Origin of the sequence: Halomonas koreensis, assembly GCF_031451675.1 — a bacterium.
In the GTDB taxonomy this organism is placed as follows: Bacteria; Pseudomonadota; Gammaproteobacteria; order Pseudomonadales; family Halomonadaceae; genus Halomonas; species Halomonas koreensis.
The window spans coordinates 112,120-130,646 of record NZ_JARWAK010000010.1 but is presented as its reverse complement, the minus strand read 5'-3'; the positions used below and the strand labels follow the sequence as shown (position 1 = coordinate 130,646).

Below are 18,527 nucleotides of genomic sequence, written 5' to 3'. Positions count from 1 at the left end.
GCTACAACCCTCCCTGCCCCCAAGGATCAATTGTTGATCCCCGCCATGCCGGGCCATAGTGGATCCCAAGCCGAGCGAGAGGCGATCGTGATCATACGCTTGTTCGTGTAGTCGCGACTCGCCCCGCCCGCCCGGCGGATTCGACCAAGGCCCTAGAGACAGGCCGGTGCCGACGGTCGAACCTGAAGATGATTTCGCATGTGCAGCATAGGCGACGAGGCGCCCGCCGGATGCCGGCCACGCCGACCGCCGCGACCAGACCCCAGCAGAGAGGATGGCCCCATGGCAGCATACAACGACGAACTCAAGCACCTGGCACAGCTGCGCGAGGCCCAGCGCGGCAAGTGGGACAACATCAACCCCGAGCACGCGGCCCGCCTGCGGGTCCAGAACCGCTTCCAGACGGGCCTGGACATCGCCCGCTACACGGCCAGGATCATGCGCGAGGACATGGCGGCCTACGACGGCGACTCCTCCCGGTACACCCAGTCGCTGGGTTGCTGGCACGGCTTCATCGGCCAGCAGAAGCTGATCTCCATCAAGAAGCACTTCGGCCACACCAAGGGCCGCTACCTGTACCTCTCCGGCTGGATGGTCGCCGCCCTGCGCTCCGAGTTCGGCCCGCTGCCCGACCAGTCCATGCACGAGAAGACCAGCGTGCCGTCGCTGATCGAGGAGCTCTACACCTTCCTGCGCCAGGCCGACACCTGGGAGCTCAACCATCTGTTCCGCGACCTGGAAGCCGCCCGCCAGGCCGGCGACAGCGCCAAGGTGGCCGAGCTCGAGGCACAGATCGACAACCACGAGACCCATGTGGTGCCGATCATCGCCGATATCGACGCCGGCTTCGGCAACGCCGAGGCGACCTACCTGCTGGCCAAGAAGATGATCGAGGCGGGCGCCTGCTGCATCCAGATCGAGAACCAGGTCTCCGACGAGAAGCAGTGCGGCCACCAGGACGGCAAGGTCACGGTGCCCCACGAGGACTTCATCGCCAAGCTCAACGCCGTGCGCTATGCCTTCCTCGAGCTGGGCGTGGAGGACGGCGTGATCGTCGCCCGCACCGACTCCCTGGGCGCCGGCCTGACCCAGAAGATCGCCGTCAGCCACGAGCCGGGCGACCTGGGCGACCAGTACAACAGCTTCCTGGACGGCGAAGAGATCGCCTCCGCCGACGACATCACCGAAAGCGACGTGGTGATCAAGCAGAACGGCAAGCTGGTCAAGGTCAAGCGACTGCCCTCCAACCTCTACCAGTTCAAGCCGGGCACCGGCGAGGACCGGGTGGTGCTGGACTGCATCACCAGCCTGCAGAACGGCGCCGACCTGCTGTGGATCGAGACCGAGAAGCCCCATGTCGGCCAGATCAAGGGCATGGTCGACCGCATTCGCGAGGTCTGCCCGGAGGCCAAGCTGGTCTACAACAACTCGCCGTCCTTCAACTGGACCCTGAACTTCCGCCAGCAGGTGTTCGACGCCTGGCAGCAGGAGGGCAAGGACGTGTCCGCCTACGAGCGCGACGACCTGATGAACGCCACGTACGACGACACCGAGCTGGGTCGCCAGGCCGACGAGTGGACGCGCAACTTCCAGCGCGACGGCGCCCGCGAGGCCGGCATCTTCCACCACCTCATCACCCTGCCGACCTACCACACCGCGGCCCTGTCCACCGACAGCCTGGCCCAGGGCTACTTCGGCGACGAAGGCATGCTGGCCTACGTGGCGGGCGTGCAGCGCCGCGAGATCCGCGGGGGCATCGCCACCGTCAAGCACCAGGACATGGCCGGCTCCAACATCGGCGACGACCACAAGGAGTTCTTCCACGGCGAGGCGGCCCTCAAGGCCGGCGGCAAGGACAACACCATGAACCAGTTCGGCTGATCGGCGTCCAAGACGACAAGACTGGAACCCTTGGGGAGGCCCGGCCTCCCCTTTTTTGGTTTCCCCGCGCCCCGACTACACTGGGGAGCGACGATCCCCCGCGTCGACCGACGCCGGCCGTGTACCCTCGGAACGGCGCGGAAGCGCCCGTCATGCCAAGGAGGTCTCCATGAAACGTCTTCTTCCCGTCCTGGTCCTGGGCATCCTGACCCTGGCCGGCTGCGCCAATACCGCCCCCTACGGCGGCAACGTCTACACCGGCGACCAGGCCAAGGCCGCCCAGTCCGTCACCTTCGGCACCATCACCGCCCTGCGGCGGGTGCAGATCCAGGCCGACAGCCGGGCGGGAGGCCTGCTGGGGACCGGCGGCGGCGCCGTGATCGGCGGCCTGCTGGGCAACCAGGTGGGCGGCGGCTCCGGGCGCACCCTGGCGACCGCCGCCGGGGTGATCGCCGGCAGCGTCGCCGGCTCCAGGATCGAGGAGTCGGCCAACCTGATCCCCGCCTGGGAGATCGAGGTGCGCCAGGACAACGGCCGGAGCGTGGTGGTGGTGCAGAAGGCCGACCAGGCCTTCGAGGTCGGCCAGCGGGTGCGCCTGATCGGCAGCGGCAGCAGCGTCAGCGTCGCCCCCTACTGAGGCCTCGACGGCAGCCGAAACCGAGAAGGCCCGCGGCAACCGCCGCGGGCCTTCTCGCGATTCCACCGGGGCGGTCGCGCCTCAGTGGAAGTCGGCCTTGCGCATCGCCCAGCACACCAGCTTGCCGCCGACGAAGGCGATCAGGCCGATGATGATCAGGGTCAGCAGCAGGTCCACCGGCTGCACGATGGCCGTGGCGACGAGCACCGCGATGGCCGGGCTCCAGACCCAGCGATCGTCCTCGCTGCGCAGCACGGCCGGCAGCATGGCGTCGAGCGCCCGGCTGACGGAGGCCTCCCAGCGGTTCAGGCACAGGAAGAGGATCAGGGCGAAGGCGATCAGCCAGATCACGGTCACGGTCATGGCGGTCTCCACAGGGGACGGGAATGGACGGAGGATAAGCGCTGCCGAAAGGGTATCCCCGGCGCCCGGGGCACGCAACCGATGCGTGGAGCCGTGAATGGCGCTCAGGATGGCCCTGGACAAGCTGAAAATTCTCCGCCTGCCCCTGACAGCCTCCGGCATGCCACGTTACCATGCCCTCTTACATGCACTCACCAAAGGTTCATCAATGCAGATCGCGCAGAATTCCGTTGTCGCCTTCCACTACACCCTGACCAACGATGCAGGTGAAGTGCTGGACAGCTCGGAAGGCCGTGAGCCGCTGACCTATCTCCACGGCGCAGGCAACATCATTCCGGGCCTCGAGAAGGAAATGGAAGGTCGGGCCGCAGGCGACAAGCTCCAGGCCAAGGTCTCTCCGGAAGAGGGCTATGGCGAAGTTCAGCCGCAGCTGGTGCAGGAAGTGCCGCGTGACGCCTTCCAGGGCGTCGAGAGCGTGGAGCCCGGCATGCAGTTCCAGGCCCAGACCCAGGGCGGCCCGCTGATGGTCACCGTGACCAAGGTCGAGGGCGACACCGTGACCGTCGACGGCAACCATCCGCTGGCCGGCCAGACCCTCAACTTCGACGTCGAGATCGCCGAGGTTCGCGAGGCCAGCGAGGAAGAGGTCGAGCACGGCCACGTCCACGGCGAGGGCGGCCACGAGCACTAAGCGCTCCGTCCTCTCCCGGCACGCAAAAGGGGCAGCCATCCGGCTGCCCCTTTTGCGTGCCGCCCCGTCCGCCTCAGCGCGCGGCGGCGGGCAGCGCCTTCAGGGTGCGATAGCCGCCCCACAGCCGGGTCGCCGTGGTGATCACACAGGCCGCCGCGAAGACGCCGGCCAGCGCCGGGAAGTGGGCGGGCCACAGGCAGAAGGCCACCAGGGCCAGTACCGTCTCGGTGCCCTCGGTGAGGCCGTGGAGATAGTAGAAGGCCTTGCGCTGGAAGTGCGGCCGGTTGAGGCCATGGCGGGCGGCCATGATGGCGAAGGCCAGGAAGGACGTCCCCGTGCCGATGAAGGCGAACAGCAGCGCCGCGGCCGCCAGCGCGTTGGCCGCCGGATCGGCCAGGGCGAAGCCCAGCACCACCGCGGCATAGAAGACGAAGTCCAGCCCGATGTCCAGAAAGCCCCCGGCATCGCTGGCCGCCCCGGTCAGCCGCGCCAGGGCACCGTCCAGGCCATCCCCCAGGCGATTGAGCAGGATCACCACTAGCGCCGCCGCGTAGGCCTCCGCCGCCAGCAGCGGCAGCGCCAGCATCCCGACGCCGAAGGCCGCCAGGGTCACCTGGTCGGGCCGCACCCGGGCCCGGGCCAGCCCCCCCGCCAGGCGCAGCAGGGGGCGCTGGGTGAGCGGCATGGTCCAGCGATCCAGCATGCTCAGTCCCCCCGCCGTGCGTCGCCGCGCCGCCAGGCGAAGTAGCGCGACAGCCCGCGCAGCAGCCGTTCCGGCTTGTGGGCGTTCTTCCACACGCCGGCGGTGGCCTTCACCGCCTCGCTGCGCGTCGGATAGGGATGCACGGTGCCCAGCAGCTTGTTCAGGCCGATGCCCCGGGTCATGGCCAGGGTGAACTCGGCCAGCATCTCGCCGGCCCCCGGCCCGACCAGGGTGGCGCCCAGCAGGCGATCCTTGCCGGGCACGGTCAGCACCTTGACGAAGCCCGCCCGCTGCCCGTCGGCGATCGCCCGATCCAGCTCGGCCAGGGAGTAGCGGGTCACCTCGAAGGGCACCCCCTGGGCCATGGCCTCGCGCTCGTTGAGGCCGACCCGGGCCACCTCGGGATCGGTAAAGGTCACCGCCGGCAGCGCCCGGTAGCTGATCCGGAAGCGCTTGAACTCGCCGAACAGGGCGTTGACCGTGGCGTGCCAGGCCTGGTGCGCGCCGGCATGGGTCAGCTGGTAGGGGCCGGCCACGTCGCCGCAGGCCCAGACGTTGGGCAGCACCGACTGCAGGGTACCGTCCACCGCCAGGGTGCCGTCCGGCCGGGTCTCCACCCCCAGGGCCTCCAGGCCCAGCCCCTCGACGTTGGCCTGGCGCCCCACCGCCACCAGCAGACGATCGAAGGGCAACAGGGCGGTGGCCTCGCCGTCGTCGACCTCCAGGGCATGGCCGCCGCCGTCGACCTCGACCACGCGCAGCGCCCGACAGCCCAGGCGCAGCTCGATGCCCTCCTCGTCCAGCTGCCTCGCCACCTCGGCGGCCACCTCGGCGTCCTCCCGGGGCAGCAGCTGCTCGCCCATCTCCACCAGGGTCACCCGGCTGCCCAGGCAGGCGAAGCTCTGGCCCAGCTCGCAGCCGATGGGCCCGCCGCCCAGCACCAGCAGGCGACCGGGCAGGGCCTCGAGCCGCCAGAGGTTGTCCGAGGTCAGCGCCTCGATGGCTTCCAGGCCCGGCAGCGGCGGGACCCGCGGCGAGGCGCCGCTGGCGATGATGACGTGACGGGTGGTGATCAACCGCTCGCCCACCCGCACCCGCCAGGGATCCTCCAGCCGCGCCTCGCCCTCGACCACCTCGACGCCCAGGCCCTCGTAGCGCTCGCGGCTGTCATGGGGCTCGATCGCGCGGATCGCGCCCCGCACATGCTCCATGACCGCGGCGAAATCCACCTCGGGCTCGCCGGCGGCGACCCCGTAGCGCGGCGCCCGACGAATGTCCTGGGCCGCCCGGGCGGCGCGGATCAGCGCCTTGGAGGGCACGCAGCCGGTGTTCAGGCAGTCGCCGCCCAGGGCGTCGCGCTCCACCAGCGCCACCCGGGCCCGGACCGCGGCGGCGATGTAGCTGGCCACCAGGCCGGCCGAGCCCCCGCCGATCACCACCAGGTCCTGGTCGAAGCGCCTGGGCCGCGCGAAGCGCCGCGCCAGCCGCCGGCGCTTGACGATCGCCACCGCGCCCCGGGCCAGCCAGGGGAAGAGCCCCACCAGCACGAAGGAGCCCAGCAGGCCCGGCGACAGGATGCCGCCCAGCGACTGCAGTTGCCCCAGCTCGCGCCCGGCATTCACGTAGACCGCGGTGCCCGGCAGCATGCCCAGTTGGCTCACCCAGTAGAAGGTGGTGAGCCGCATGCGGGTCAGCCCCATGACCAGGTTGATCACGAAGAACGGGAACAGCGGGATCAGCCGCAGGGTGAACAGATAGAAGGCCCCTTCCCGCCGGATGCCGGCGTTGATGCGCTCGAGCTGGGCGGCGAAGCGCCGCTCCAGGGGCTCGCGCGCCAGGGTGCGCGCGATCAGCGCGGCCAGGGTGGCGCCGATGCTGCTGGCAAACGAGATCAACACCAGCCCCCAGCCGAAGCCGAACAGGGCGCCCCCCAGCAGCGTCAGCAGGGCGGCGCCGGGCAGCGACAGCGCCGCCATCGCCACGTACAACAGGAAGAAGCCCCCGGCCACGGTCCAGGGAGAAGCGGCCAGCCAGGCCCGGAAACGGACCTGTTCGGCCTTGAGGCTGTCCAAGGTCAACCACTGATCCGCACCGGACAGGAAGAAGACGGCGAAGGCCAGGGCGATGAGGCACAGCAGCAACAGTCGGCGCTTGGTCAAGTCGATCTCTCCCTAATTCCGTGGCGGAGCGTCGCTCCCTGAGTGGGCGACATGATGACATCCTTACAGTCGCGACACGAAAGGTGTAAGGATGACCGCACACCGACGACCATCCAGCATATCCATCTCGACAAGGAGCCGTATCATGACAGCCAAGACGCCCGTGCGCCTGACCGGGTCCCTCCTGCTCGCCGTCGCGCTCGCCGCGCCCGCCCTGGCCGCCGAAACCGAGAGCGCCGTGTTCGGCGGCGGCTGCTTCTGGTGCATGGAGCAGGCCTACGACAAGGTGGAGGGCGTAGTGGCCACCACCTCGGGATACACCGGCGGCCATGTGGAGGATCCCAGCTACGAACAGGTCTCCGCCGGCGGCACCGGCCACATCGAGGTGGTCAAGGTCGACTACGACCCGGACGTGGTCGACTACCGGGCCCTGCTCCACGTCTTCTGGCGCAACATCGACCCCTTCGCGGTCGATCGGCAGTTCTGCGACGCCGGCGCCACCTACCAGAGCGCCATCTTCGTCGCCGACGCCGAGCAGCGCGCCCTCGCCGAGGCCAGCCGCGACGCCGTGGCCGAGCGCTTCGGCCAGGAGATCGGCACCGAGATCCACCCCCTGGAGACCTTCTACCCCGCCGAGGACTACCACCAGGACTACTACGAGAAGAACCCGGCCCGCTACAACTTCTACAAGGCGGCCTGCGGCCGCTCCGACCGCCTCGAGGAGGTCTGGGGCGACGAGGCCGAGGCCGCCGCGACCTCCTGATCCGCCGCCCCCCGGGGGCGGTGCCAGCGGCGCAGCCGCAGGGCGAGGCCCAGGGTGACCGCCAGCACCAGGCCGGCGCCGGCCACCACCCCGGGCCAGGCCGCCGCCCGCCAGAAGGGCTCGAGCCAGGCGCCGCCCAGGCTGGCGCCGAGATAGTAGAACACCAGGTAGAGCGCCGAGGCGCTGCCCCGGGCATGACGCGCCTGGCGACTCACCCAGCCCGACGCCATGGCATGGGCCAGGAAGAAGCCGAAGGCGGCCAGCACCAGTCCGGCCAGGATCGCCTCCAGGCGGGTCGACAGCGTCAGCAGGATGCCCAACATCATCAGCAGGGTGCCGCCGGCCATGCAGGCCGGCGGCGAGACCCGCCGCGCCAGGCGACCGGCCAGGGCCGATGCCAGGGTGCCGCCCAGGTAGGTCAGGAACAGCAGCCCCAGCCAGCGCGTGTCCAGCGCGAACGGCGCCGCGGCCAGGCGGAAGGTCAGGTAGCTGTACAGGTTGATGAACACCAGGAAGTTCAGCCCGCCCAGCAGGTAGGCACCGCGCAGGGCCGGGGTGGCGAGGTGGCCGCGCAGGTCGCCCAGGGCCCCGGCGAGCCGGAAGCGGCGCGGCGCGAAGCCCCGAGCCGGCGGCAACAGCCACCAGAAGCCCGCCACGCCGAGCAGGGTCAGCGCTCCGACCAGCTGGAAGCTCGCCGCGACCCCGGCGATGTCGGCGACCCAGCCCCCGAGCACGCGCCCTCCGATGCCGCCCAGCGAGTTGGCGGCGATATACAAGCCCACCGCCGGCAGCATGGCCGAGCGCTCGAACTCGTCGCCCATCCAGGCGATGGCCACCGCCGGCAGCCCGCCGAGGGCGAAGCCCTGCACCACCCGCAGCGCCAGCAGCATGCCGAAGTCGGGCGCCCAGGCCAGCAGCAGCGACAGCCCGCCGCCCAGCAGCAGCGTCAAACGCATGATCCCGCCGCGGCCGATGGCATCCGACAGGGGGCCGAACACCAGCAGGGCTCCGGCCAGCGACAGCGTCGCCAGCGACATCGCCAGGTTCGCCGCCAGGGTCGAGACCCCGTAGCCGGCGCGCAGCTCGGGCAGCAGCGGCTGGGGCACATAGAGGTTGAGGAAGACGAGAAAGGAACCCAGGCACAGGGCCAGGGTGGCCCGCCACCAGGCGCGGCTATGAACGTGGATCATGATCACCTCCGGGTTGGAGGTCCATGATCGGGGGCGCACAATGATAAGCCAAACAGAAGATTGCGATCACAACCATCGGATCTGCTTATGACCATGCCCTTCGACCTGCGCAGCCTGCGCGTCTTCCTGGCGGTGGTGGACGAGGGCGGCTTCAGCGCCGCGGCCCGCTCGCTGCACCTGGCCCAGTCCGCGGTCAGCCAGACCATCGCCACCCTGGAACAGCGCCTGGGGCTGACCCTGTTCCAGCGACGCGAGCGGCGCGTCGGCCTGACGCCGGAAGGCGAGGCCCTGGTCGGCCGGGCCCGGGACCTGCTGGCCCGGGCCGAGGCCACCCACCTGGCCATGCGCGAGCTCCACGACCTGGTCAAGGGGGAGCTGCGCATCGGCATCCCCTCGATGCTCGGCTCCTATTACTTCCCGCCGCTGCTGATGGGCTTCAAGGCCCGCCATCCCGGCATCCGCCTGACCGTGGTGGAGGCCGGGGCCCGGCGCCTGCAGGCCATGATCGCCGGCGGGGAACTGGACCTGGGGGTGGTGATCGACGACGGGGCCAGCCGGCACCTGACCCGACGGCCGCTGGTGTCCGAGGAGATGGTGGTCTGCGTGCCGCGGGATCACCCCTTCGCGTCGCGGGACGGGGTCTCCCCGGCGGCCTTCTTCGCCGAACCGCTGGTGCTGTTCCAGGACGGCTACTTCCACCGGGAGTTCGTCGACACCCTCGCCCGGGAGACCGGCGCCGACGCCGACATCGCCTTCGAGTCGAACCTGATCCCGCTGACCAAGGCCATCGTGCGCCAGGGCTTCGGGATCACCACCTTCCTGCGCCGCGTGGTCGAGGAGCCGGCGCTGGCGGCGGTGTCCTTCGACCCGCCGGCCTGGCTGTCGCTGTCCCTGGCCTGGGCGGAGGGCGCCTACCTGTCCCGGGCCGAGCGCGCCTTCGTGGACTTCGTGCTGGACCACCGCTGAGCCGCGGCGCTCAGCCCTCCCGCGGGGCCGCCGCCAGGCCGTCCAGGCGCCGCACCAGGGTCACCGCATCCAGGGGGCGGCGAGCCTGCCAGTAGTGGCGGCGCCAGTAGCGGTTATCCAGGGAGGACAGCTTGACGCCCTGCGACGTGGAGGCATGCAGGAAGCGCCCCTCGCCGACGTAGATGCCCACGTGGCGATAGGGCCCGGGCGGGCGGAAGAACACCAGGTCGCCGGGACGCAGAGCCTCTCGGCTCACCGGTTCGCCGCGCCGCACCTGCCGGGCGGTGGTGCGCGGCAGGCGCAGCTGGAAGGTGTCGGCGAAGACCCGCTGCACCAGCGCCGAGCAGTCGATGCCGCCCCGGCCGGTGCCGCCCAGGCGGTAGGGGGTGCCCAGCCAGCGCTCGTGCTGCGCCAGCAGGGCCCGGCGAATCAGGGCCGGCGGCGGCTGGCGCAGGCCGCGCACCGCCAGGATGGGATTGTCCACCGGCGACATGCGCGGCGCCTCGGGCAGGCCGGGCAGGTCCCGGGCGAAATAGTCCTCCACCGGCGCCTCGGGGGCCGTGGCGCATCCCGACAGCGCCAGCGACGCCGTCACGGCCCACAGCAGGCTTCGACCGCCTCTCGACATCCCTGTCTCCTCCCCGGCGGGGCCCCGCGGCGCGGCGCCCTCGCCTGCTCGTCTCAGTGCAGCTGCCGGCTCTCCCCCGGCAGGGTGTCCACGTGCATCGGCGCCCAGTGGCGGGCGCGCGCCCCGGGAAAGTCCAGGCTGGCCCAGGCCCCGGCCAGGGGCGGCGCCGCGGTCAGCCAGCTCACCAGGGCCTGGCGGAAGCTCCCCAGGAAGGCCTCGCGCTCCGGCGTCTCGCCCATGAAGAACGAGAAGCCGGCGTAGAGGCCCCGGGCATAGGCCTCCCAGCCGCCGTAGTGCCGGGCGGCCAGGGCATGGGCGCGTTCCAGGACGGCGAGGAAGGCGGGCTCGTCGAGCCAGCCGAGCTGGCGGCCGGCGATGGCCAGATCCACCGCCTGCGCCAGGTCCCAGGCGGCCAGGTCCAGCTCGTTGCAACCGTCCTCGTCGTCGCGGACCCGGAGCAGCCGCAGCAGATGGTTGCGCTCCTCCTCGCTGCACTCGCCGCTCTCCAGGGTCGCGATCTCCGACTGCAGCCGGGCCCGATTGAGCGTATAGGGGGCATAGTTGATCTGGTACTCCTGGCGATCGCCGACCTCCAGCAGGTAGTCCACGAACTCGGCCAGCTCCTCGGCGCCGTGCAGGCCGTAGTGGCCGTCGACCCATTCGCGGATGGAGGCGCACTCGCGCTCGCTCTCCGGCTGGGGCAGGCTCCAGGCCGGGCTGTTCAGCGGCCCGACCAGGGCCATGGCGGTGAAGTGCAGCAGGGTCGGCCGGGGGCCGGGCTCCTGCCACTGCCCGCCGGCCCGCCAGTCGAGCCAGTGGAAGAGGCTGCCCGGATCCTCCAGGTGCCAGCGGATCTCCGCCGTCAGCGACGGCTGATCGGGCTCGGGCAGCAGTGCCTCCCAGTGGGCCCAGGCGGCGAGCAGGCGGCGGGGGTCGGGGTAGAAGCGGCACAGCGAGTCCTGGAGGGCGGCGGCCAGCGAGGTCAGCCGGCCGTCGTCGAACAGCTCGCTGTCCATGGCCATCTGCAGGTAGAAGGCATACTTCTCGGCCATGTGGATGGTGGCGGCATGGCGGCTGGCCCGCCCCAGGGCATCGCGGCCCGCCAGGTCGCCGCGGGGCGGCTGGCCGAACCCGGTGCGGGCCGGCGGCAGCGCGCCGTGGGCGGCGTCGGCGGCCAGTTGGTTGAGGTGGTGCGCCTGGGCCGGCAACCAGTGGCGGGCCAGCGCGTCGGCGCCCTCGTCGGCATGCAGGTCCAGGGTCTCCGCCAGGTAGGCTCGGGCCTCCTGGCGGCGGGCCTCCGACGGCCGCGGTGCCACGCCCTGCCCCTGGGCCAGCGCCGGCTCGCGTACCGCGGCCAGGGCCAGCACCCAGTGGCGCGGCGCCCGGCGCCAGTCGCGGATGGCCTGCCGCGAGGCTTCCAGGCGCTCGACGGCGAGCAGTTCCTGGAGCGGGATGCGCCAGGGGCTGACCGGCGAATGCAGCAGCAGGGCCCAGTCGGCCTCGAACGCCGGGCGCAGGTCGCGGGCCTCGAAGAGGCTGCGCCCGCGCTGATAGGCGCGGGCCAGGGCCATCCAGTCGCTGTAGCGGTGCAGCGCCAGGTCGGCGCCGTGGAGGGCGAAGGCCCGAGCCTCGTCGTCGGACAGCCAGCCCAGGCAGGCCCCCGCCCAGGCCAGGTCGATCAGCCGCAGCCAGTCCCAGGCGGCCCACTCCAGGGGCTCGCCGCCCTCGACGAAGGCCAGCAGCACCCGGCCGGCGGCGCGATCGCCCGGCGCCAGCCCCTCCCACCAGGCGTGGCGCTCCTCGGGCGCCGCGGCCAGCAATCGGGTGGCGTCGAGGTCCCAGGCCTGGCGATCGCCCTGAGCGGCCAGCCACAGCATCACCCGGATCAGCTCGTCGCGGCCGCCGACCTGCCAGGCTTCGCCCAGCCAGCCTTCCAGCCCCTGCCAGTCCAGCGGCGCCGCGGCCGGCTCCAGGATGGGCCCGAACGGCGCCCGCAGGCGCCAGACGCGATCCGCGTCGGCCTCCGGCCACAGCGACGGGGCGCGACGATGCGCGGCCAGCCACTCGCGCAGCATGTCCCAGGTGACCCCCTCGCCCTCGTGCTCCAGGGCGGCCAGGGCCTCGCCGGCCTCGACGAGGCCGTCGTCGCCGCGCACCCAGCCCTCGGCGCTGCGCGCCCGGCACAGCGCCGCGAGCCAGTCGTCGAGACTGTCGTGGACGTGAATCACGGCCTCGGCCAGCCGCCGGGCCCAGTCCCGGGCGCGCTCCGCGGACAGCCAGCCGGCGGCGCCGCCCAGGGCGGCCAGCTCCAGGCCGGCCAGCAGGCCGCCCGGGTCGGCCTCGGCGCCGGCCCCCAGGGCCTCCAGCAGTCGCCAGCCCAGCTCGCCGCGGTCGACGACCCCGAGGCTTTCCAGGCGCGCCGAGGCCACCTCCGCCTCCAGCGTCAGCGGGTCGGGGGCGAAGGCCCACTCACAGAGCACCAGCTGCTGGGCCCACCAGGCATTCAGGGGATCGACCAAGGCTCACCTCGCCATGCATGCAACGTACGGACGGCCAACCGGCCGTGGGAAATTCGGCGCCATAGTGTAACGGAAAGCGCGTCGCGCGCCGATGCTCGGCGACGATGCGCCGCTTCGACATCCCCGGGGGGTTGGCGAGATGTTTGAAATAATGCACACTCGTCAAACATGACAATCACCCCAGCGAGATAGCCCATGACCGCCGAGACCGAGCTGCTCATCGACAAGGCCCTCGTGGCCGGCCAGTGGCGCGACGCCGAGCGCCGCTTCCCCGTCACCGATCCCGCCACCGGCGAGGTCCTGGCGGAAGTGCCCGACCTCACCGCCGACGATGCCCGCGAGGCCGTGGCCGCCGCCGAGGCCGCCTGGCCGGCCTGGCGGCGCAAGACCGCCAAGGAACGCGCCGCTCTGCTGCGCGGCTGGTTCGAGCGCATCATGGCCCACCAGGAAGGCCTGGCCCGGCTGATGACTCGGGAGCAGGGCAAGCCGCTGGCGGAATCCCGCGGCGAGGTCGCCTACGGCGCGAGCTTCGTCGAGTACTACGCCGAGGAGGCCAAGCGCGTGGCCGGCGAGACCCTGCCGGGCCACGGCGCCGACAAGCGCATCCTGGTGTTCCGCGAGCCGATCGGGGTGATGGCCGCCATCACGCCGTGGAACTTCCCGCTGGCGATGATCACCCGCAAGTGCGCCCCGGCGCTCGCCGCCGGCTGCCCGGTGGTGATCAAGCCCGCCGAGGCCACCCCGCTGACCGCCCTGGCGCTGGCCCGGCTCGCCGAGCAGGCCGGCTTCCCGGCCGGGGTGATCAACGTGGTCACCGCGGCCCGCCCGGCCGAGATCGGCGAGGTGCTGACCACCGACCCGCGGGTGCGCAAGGTCTCCTTCACCGGCTCGACCCCGGTGGGCAAGCGGCTGCTCGCCCAGTGCGCCGGCACCGTCAAGAAGGCCTCCATGGAACTGGGCGGCAACGCGCCCTTCATCGTCTTCGATGATGCCGACCTGGACGCCGCCGTGGAAGGGGCCATCGCCTCGAAGTTCCGCAACTCCGGCCAGACCTGCGTGTGCACCAACCGCCTGCTGGTGCAGGACGGCATCTACGACGCCTTCCTCGACCGGCTGGCGACCCGGGTGGCCGAGCTCAAGGTCGGCAACGGCCTGGAAGAGGGCGTGATCCAGGGCCCGCTGATCAACCGGGCCGCGGTGGACAAGGTCCAGAGCCATATCCGCGACGCCCTCGACCGGGGCGGGCGCCTGATCTGCGGCGGCGAGCCCCACGAGCACGGCGGCACCTTCTTCCAGCCCACGGTGATCGCCGACGTCACCGACGAGATGCGGGTGGCCACCGAGGAGACCTTCGGCCCGCTGGCCCCGGTGTTCCGCTTCACCGACGACGAGCAAGCGATCGCCATGGCCAACGCCACCGAGTTCGGCCTGGCCGCCTACTTCTACGCCCGCGACTACCGTCGCATCTGGCGGGTCATGGAGGGCCTCGAGTACGGCATGGTGGCCGTCAACGAGGGCATCCTGTCCACCGAGCTGGCGCCCTTCGGCGGCGTCAAGGAATCCGGGTTGGGCCGCGAGGGCTCGCGCCACGGCCTGGAGGAATACACTGAACTAAAATACGTCTGTGTCGGCGGGCTCTGAGATCCCGTACCGCTTCCCCAACAGGAGATCCCCATGAACAACGCGCAACTCAACGAGCTCAAGCAGCGCTACGTCGCCAGCGGCGCCGCCAGCCCCTCGCCGCAGTTCGCCGCACACGCCGAGAACGCCCTGCTGTGGGACGCCGATGGCCAGCGCTTCATCGACTTCGCCGGCGGCATCGGCGTGCTCAACCTGGGCCACCGCCATCCCAAGGTGGTCGAGGCGGTCAAGGGCCAGCTCGACCAGCTGATGCACACCTGCCAGACCGTGATGCCCTACGCGCCCTTCGTGCAGCTGGCCGAGAAGCTCTGCCAGCTGACCCCGGTCAAGGGCGAGGCCAAGGCGATGATGGTCAACACCGGCGCCGAGGCCCTGGAGAACGCGGTCAAGATCGCCCGCGCCGCCACCGGCCGCAGCGGCGTGATCTGCTTCGACGGCAGCTTCCACGGCCGCACCTTCATGACCCTGGCCATGACCGGCAAGGTGCTGCCCTACAAGAACGACTTCGGCCCGATGCCGGGCGACGTCTATCGCGCGCCCTTCCCCAACGCCTACCACGGCATCAGCGAGGAGGATTCCCTCCACGCCCTGAAAACGCTGTTCAAGACCGACATCCCGGCCCATCGCACCGCCGCCATCGTGATCGAGCCGGTCCAGGGCGAGGGCGGCTTCTACGCGGCCTCCCCGGCCTACCTCAAGGCCCTGCGCGAGCTGTGCGACGAGCATGGCATCCTGCTGATCGTCGACGAGGTGCAGTCCGGCTTCGCCCGCACCGGCAAGCTGTTCGCCCTCGAGCACAGCGGCGTCGAGGCCGACATCATGACCATGGCCAAGAGCCTGGCCGACGGCATGCCGCTGTCCGCCGTGGTCGGCACCGCCGAGGTGATGGACGCCTCCGGCCCCAACTCCCTGGGCGGCACCTACAGCGGCAATCCGCTGGCCTGCGCCGCCGCCCTGGCGGTGATCGAGGCCATCGAGGAGGAGAACCTGCTGGCTCGGAGCGCCGCGCTCGGCGACACCCTGGCCGCGCGGTTCGCCGACTGGCAGCAGAAGTTCGAGTGCGTCGACAACCCCCGCAACCTGGGCGCCATGGCCGCCTTCGAGCTGGTCGTCGACAAGGCCTCCCGCGAGCCGGCGCCGGAGCTGGCCGCGGCGCTGTGCAAGAAGGCCAAGGAAAAGGGGCTGATCCTGCTGTCCTGCGGCTTCTGGGGCAACTCGATCCGCTTCCTGATGCCGGTGACCATCGAGGACGAGGTGCTCGAGGAAGGCCTGGCCATCGTCGAGGAGGCGCTGAGCGAGGTCGTGGGCAGCCGGGCCGCGGCCACCGCCTGAGTCCCACGGGGCCCCGCAACGCGCGACGCCCGGCCGGCTGGCCGGGCGTCGCGCGTCTGGGGGTGGGTCAGCCCTGGCGCAGCTTGCCGATCCCCCACAGCAGCACCACCGCGCCAACCACGGCGGTGACCAGCGAGCCGATGAAGCCGCCGGCCTTGAGCCCCAGCAGGCTGAACAGCAGGCCGCCGACCAGGGCACCGACGATGCCCACACCGATGTTGCCCAGCAGGCCGAAGCCGCCGCCGCGCATGATATGGCCGGCGATCCAGCCCGCCAGGCCGCCGATGATCAACCAGGCGATGAATCCCATGAGCGTCTCCCTTGCCGTCGTGCGTCGATGGATGCCCCGAGGATGGCGGGGCGCCGTGTCAGAAGGATGACCCCGGATGGGCCAGGAACGCCAGCTCCTCCGGGGTCGAGGCGCGACCGAGGGCGGCGTTGCGGTGCGGATAGCGGCCGAAGCGCTCGAGGATCTCGCGATGCCGGTGCTCGAAGCGCAGGCTGTCCTCCAGGCCCGGCTGGTCGAACAGCCGCAGCGCCTCGTCGTGGACGACCAGCGACTCGCTGTGCATGTAGGGCATGTAGAGAAAGGCCCGCCGCGCCACGGGCAGCGCCCGATCATGGCCCGCCGCCACCGCCTCCTGGGCCAGTACCAGGGCCTGGGGATCCGCGGCGAAGGCCTCGGCCGAGTCGCGGTGAAGGTTGCGCGAGAACTGGTCCAGCACGATCACCTCGGCCAGGCGCCCCGCCGCCGTGCGCCGCCAGGTCCATAGCTCCCCCCGCCGCGCCGCCGCCAGGGTCCCGGCGAAGCGTCGCGCGATCTCGGCGTCGAGGGCGGGATCCCGGCGGAACCACTGGGCCGGGGCGAGCTCCGCGAACCAGAAGTCGAGCACCGTCTCGGGGGAACGACCGGCCATGGCGTCTTGCCTCCTCGCTCGGGTCGGGGCCATGATCCGGCCCCGGCTGATATGCTCCCAGCCTACCGTCTCATCCACCGCTCGGATAGCCTTCCATGACCGCCTATCAACTCCTCCAGATGCTCGGCTACGCCCTCAACCTTCTCGGCCTGCTGGTGTGCATCGGCGGCCTGACCCTGGCCCGCCGCCCGCGCCACCGCCTGGCCGGCCGCCTGCTCGCCGCCCTCGGCTTCGTCATCGCCGCCTCGCCGGTGTTGGTGCAGCTGCTCGGCCTGGTGGAGCCGGCACCGGTGGGCGCCCTGCCGCCCTCCTGACCCCACTTAGACGAAAGGCGTATGGCATGCACGGGGCGGTCTTCTAGACTGCCCCGCCGTTATGTAAGTTTACAAAAAAATTTACATCATCATGGCAACAGCACCCCATAAAGCGCGCCGAATTAAGGATCATTCCGCATGCACGCCTTGACCCTCGCCTCCTTCCTGTTCTTCACCGGGCTGGTGGCCTTCCTCACCTGGCGGATCACCCGCCGCGACGATCACCGCAGCCCCCGGGGCCTCTTCCTGGCCGGGCGCAGCCTGACCTTCCCGCTGATCGCCGGGTCGCTGCTGATGACCAACCTGTCCACCGAGCAGATGGTCGGCCTCAACGGCGCGGCCTTCGCCGACGGCCTGAGCGTGATGGCCTGGGAGGTGATCGCGGTGATCGCCCTGGTGCTGCTGGCGCTGTTCTTCCTGCCGCGCTTCCTGAAGAGCGGCATCGCCACCGTGCCGGAGCTGCTCGAGCTGCGCTTCGACAAGGCCACCCAGCGGATCGCCAACGTCATCTTCCTGCTGGCCTATGCGGTGATCCTGCTGCCGATCATCCTCTACTCCGGGGCCATGGGGCTGCAGGGCATGCTCGACCTGCCCGGCCTGACCGGCATCCAGTCGCCGACCCTGCTGCTGTGGCTGACCGTCTGGCTGGTCGGCCTGATCGGGGCCGTCTACGCGCTGTTCGGCGGCCTGCGCACCGTGGCGGTCTCCGACACCCTCAACGGTATCGGCCTGCTGGCCGGCGGCCTGGTGATCGTGTGGTTCGGGCTGCAGGCCGTCAGCGACGGCGATGGCGTGCTGGCCGGCTGGGAGATCCTCAAGCAACAGCACCCGGCGCGCCTGGACTCGATCGGCGGCGCCGAGCAGCAGGTGCCCTTCTCCACGGTGTTCACCGGGGTCCTGCTGCTGCACCTCTTCTACTGGACCACCAACCAGCAGATCATCCAGCGCACCTTCGCCGCCCGGAACCTGGCCGAGGGCCAGAAGGGCGTGCTGCTGACCGGCCTGCTCAAGCTGCTCGGCCCGCTGTACCTGGTGCTGCCCGGCATCATCGCCTACCACCTCTACGCCGACCAGGGCGTCGAGGCCGACGAGGCCTACGGCCACCTGGTCTTCAACGTGCTGCCGCCCTACCTCACCGGCTTCTTCGCCGCGGTGATGGTCGGCGCCATCCTGTCGTCGTTCAACTCGGCACTCAACAGCACCACCACCCTGTTCAGCCTGGGCTTCTACAAGGGCGTGCTGAACAAGGACGCCAGCGAGGCGCAGGTGGTGCGAGCCAGCAAGACCTTCGGCTGGCTGATGGCGCTGACCGCCATGACCATCGCGCCGCTGCTGGCGGGCCAGGAGAGCCTGTTCGGTTACCTGCAGAAGATGAACGCCATCTACTTCATCCCCATCCTGGCGGTGGTGGTGGTCGGCCTGCTGACGCGCCGAGTCCCGGCCATGGCCGCCAAGATCGCCCTGGTGGGCGGCTGCCTGCTGATCTTCGCCGGCTACTTCATCCCGCCCTTCGATCGGCTGCCGAGCCTGATGCACGAGTTCCACTTCATCGCCGGCGTCTTCGTGCTGCTGGTGGCGCTCATGCTGCTGATCGGCCGGCTGCGGCCCCGGGCCGAGGCCTGGGTCCAGGCCGACAGCGGCGCGGTGGACCTGACGCCCTGGCGGGGCGCCCTGCCCGCCGGCATCGCGCTGGTGCTGCTGGTGATCGCCAGTTACGCGGCCTTCGCCTGACCCCGGGCCGACGCCCCGCCGCGCCGCGGGGCGTCTCCCCGGCCCATGTCCCTATCGGTGGGCAAGCGGTCATTGCAGACACGCCGCCCCGC

17 protein-coding genes are annotated in these 18,527 nt (G+C 71.0%); 9 read left to right on the top strand and 8 right to left on the bottom strand.

Annotated elements, in window-relative coordinates; translation table 11 throughout:
• The first annotated feature begins 282 nt into the window (after positions 1–282).
• Both QC818_RS12480 and QC818_RS12475 read left to right on the top strand, forming a co-directional pair.
• Positions 283–1,881: an isocitrate lyase gene (locus tag QC818_RS12480; RefSeq protein WP_309653194.1), complete on the top strand. Its 1,599-nt coding sequence runs from the start codon at positions 283–285 to the stop codon at positions 1,879–1,881.
• A 169-nt stretch (positions 1,882–2,050) separates the two neighbouring features.
• Complete coding sequence (locus QC818_RS12475; protein WP_309653193.1) at positions 2,051–2,518, top strand: outer membrane lipoprotein; 468 nt, start codon at positions 2,051–2,053, stop codon at positions 2,516–2,518.
• A gap of 81 nt (positions 2,519–2,599) precedes the next feature.
• On the opposite strand, the gene QC818_RS12470 is transcribed toward QC818_RS12475, so the two are convergent.
• Positions 2,600–2,881: a hypothetical protein gene (locus QC818_RS12470; protein ID WP_309653192.1), complete on the bottom strand. Its 282-nt coding sequence runs from the start codon at positions 2,879–2,881 to the stop codon at positions 2,600–2,602.
• Positions 2,882–3,089: 208 nt separating this feature from the next.
• Between QC818_RS12470 and QC818_RS12465 the strand changes: the two genes are divergently transcribed.
• Positions 3,090–3,572 carry an FKBP-type peptidyl-prolyl cis-trans isomerase gene (locus QC818_RS12465; protein ID WP_309653191.1) on the top strand — a complete coding sequence of 161 codons (483 nt, stop codon included), beginning with the start codon at positions 3,090–3,092 and terminating at the stop codon, positions 3,570–3,572.
• Positions 3,573–3,645: 73 nt separating this feature from the next.
• Here QC818_RS12465 and QC818_RS12460 read toward each other — a convergent pair whose 3' ends face one another.
• Complete coding sequence (locus QC818_RS12460; RefSeq protein WP_309653190.1) at positions 3,646–4,275, bottom strand: CDP-alcohol phosphatidyltransferase family protein; 630 nt, start codon at positions 4,273–4,275, stop codon at positions 3,646–3,648.
• Between the two features lie 2 nt (positions 4,276–4,277).
• Complete coding sequence (locus tag QC818_RS12455) at positions 4,278–6,434, bottom strand: FAD-dependent oxidoreductase (protein WP_309653189.1); 2,157 nt, start codon at positions 6,432–6,434, stop codon at positions 4,278–4,280.
• A 145-nt stretch (positions 6,435–6,579) separates the two neighbouring features.
• Between QC818_RS12455 and msrA the strand changes: the two genes are divergently transcribed.
• Positions 6,580–7,197 carry a peptide-methionine (S)-S-oxide reductase MsrA gene (msrA, locus tag QC818_RS12450; RefSeq protein ID WP_309653188.1) on the top strand — a complete coding sequence of 206 codons (618 nt, stop codon included), beginning with the start codon at positions 6,580–6,582 and terminating at the stop codon, positions 7,195–7,197.
• Here msrA and QC818_RS12445 read toward each other — a convergent pair.
• Positions 7,119–8,387, bottom strand: coding sequence for an MFS transporter (locus QC818_RS12445; protein WP_309653187.1), 1,269 nt, complete (start codon positions 8,385–8,387; stop codon positions 7,119–7,121). The genes msrA and QC818_RS12445 overlap by 79 nt on opposite strands.
• A gap of 87 nt (positions 8,388–8,474) precedes the next feature.
• On the opposite strand from QC818_RS12445, the gene QC818_RS12440 reads away from it, so the two are divergent.
• Positions 8,475–9,353, top strand: coding sequence for a LysR family transcriptional regulator (locus QC818_RS12440; RefSeq protein ID WP_309653186.1), 879 nt, complete (start codon positions 8,475–8,477; stop codon positions 9,351–9,353).
• A gap of 10 nt (positions 9,354–9,363) precedes the next feature.
• On the opposite strand, the gene QC818_RS12435 is transcribed toward QC818_RS12440, so the two are convergent.
• The gene (locus QC818_RS12435) at positions 9,364–9,981 is read right to left on the bottom strand and encodes a C40 family peptidase (protein ID WP_309653185.1); all 618 of its coding nucleotides are present in this window, start codon (positions 9,979–9,981) and stop codon (positions 9,364–9,366) included.
• Positions 9,982–10,034: 53 nt separating this feature from the next.
• Complete coding sequence (locus tag QC818_RS12430; RefSeq protein ID WP_309653184.1) at positions 10,035–12,500, bottom strand: DUF1266 domain-containing protein; 2,466 nt, start codon at positions 12,498–12,500, stop codon at positions 10,035–10,037.
• A gap of 195 nt (positions 12,501–12,695) precedes the next feature.
• Between QC818_RS12430 and QC818_RS12425 the strand changes: the two genes are divergently transcribed.
• Both QC818_RS12425 and gabT read left to right on the top strand, forming a co-directional pair.
• Positions 12,696–14,141 carry an NAD-dependent succinate-semialdehyde dehydrogenase gene (locus tag QC818_RS12425; RefSeq protein WP_309653183.1) on the top strand — a complete coding sequence of 482 codons (1,446 nt, stop codon included), beginning with the start codon at positions 12,696–12,698 and terminating at the stop codon, positions 14,139–14,141.
• A gap of 33 nt (positions 14,142–14,174) precedes the next feature.
• Positions 14,175–15,473, top strand: a complete 1,299-nt coding sequence (gene gabT / locus QC818_RS12420; protein ID WP_309653182.1) for a 4-aminobutyrate--2-oxoglutarate transaminase — start codon at positions 14,175–14,177, stop codon at positions 15,471–15,473.
• A gap of 67 nt (positions 15,474–15,540) precedes the next feature.
• Here gabT and QC818_RS12415 read toward each other — a convergent pair whose 3' ends face one another.
• Entirely contained in the window at positions 15,541–15,783 is a 243-nt protein-coding gene (locus QC818_RS12415) for a GlsB/YeaQ/YmgE family stress response membrane protein (protein WP_309653181.1), read from the bottom strand.
• Between the two features lie 58 nt (positions 15,784–15,841).
• Entirely contained in the window at positions 15,842–16,390 is a 549-nt protein-coding gene (locus QC818_RS12410; RefSeq protein ID WP_309653180.1) for a DUF924 family protein, read from the bottom strand.
• 95 nt (positions 16,391–16,485) lie between these two features.
• On the opposite strand from QC818_RS12410, the gene QC818_RS12405 reads away from it, so the two are divergent.
• Positions 16,486–16,704, top strand: a complete 219-nt coding sequence (locus tag QC818_RS12405) for a hypothetical protein (protein ID WP_309653179.1) — start codon at positions 16,486–16,488, stop codon at positions 16,702–16,704.
• Positions 16,705–16,842: 138 nt separating this feature from the next.
• Complete coding sequence (locus QC818_RS12400) at positions 16,843–18,435, top strand: solute:sodium symporter family transporter (RefSeq protein WP_309653178.1); 1,593 nt, start codon at positions 16,843–16,845, stop codon at positions 18,433–18,435.
• Positions 18,436–18,527 lie beyond the last annotated feature (92 nt).